Annotated in this window: 1 protein-coding gene; it reads left to right on the top strand. The window is 68.3% G+C overall.

What is annotated here, in order from left to right; genetic code table 11:
• Positions 1-29: 29 nt before the first annotated feature.
• Positions 30-589: ISAzo13 family transposase (locus tag IEZ17_RS41730; protein WP_189308841.1), on the top strand; the 560-nt coding region annotated here is incomplete at its 3' end.

The raw sequence follows: 589 nt of genomic DNA, 5'->3' as shown, positions 1-589 counted from the left end.
CTGCACGTACGGCCGCTCGGGCTTCGGTTGTGGCTTTGAGGGCGAAGTTCGATCAGTTTCTTCCCCATCTCGATGAGCGGCGCCGTCGGATCTACCTGGCCAGCGAAGCCGCCGCGCTTGGCCACAGCGGGATCACGCTGGTGGCTGCCGCTTCTGGCGCCAGTGCGGCCACCATCGCACGCGGGATCGCCGAGCTGTCCGGGCCCCCTTTGCCAGCCGGGCGGATCCGGGCTCCAGGAGCCGGCCGTAAGCCGGTGACGGTCACCGACCCCGGTCTGCTGCCCGCGCTTGAAGCTCTGATCGAGCCGCACACCCGGGGCGATCCGGTCTCGCCGTTGCGCTGGACCACGCTCTCGCTGCGGTCCCTGGCCTCAGCGCTGACCACTCAGGGCCACCGGGTCAGCGCGGCGACCGTTGGACGCCTGCTGCACACCCTGGGATACAGCCTGCAGGGCACCGCCAAGACCACGGAAGGTGCCAGTCATCCGGACCGGGATGCTCAGTTCACGCACATCAACGCCACTGCCGCGACCTTCCTCGAAGACAACCAGCCGGTGATCAGCGTGGACACCAAGGCCAAAGAGTGGCT

Origin of the sequence: Streptomyces albospinus (assembly GCF_014648695.1) — a bacterium.
GTDB lineage: Bacteria > Actinomycetota > Actinomycetes > Streptomycetales > Streptomycetaceae > Streptomyces > Streptomyces albospinus.
This window is presented reverse-complemented; position numbering and strand designations above follow the sequence as displayed.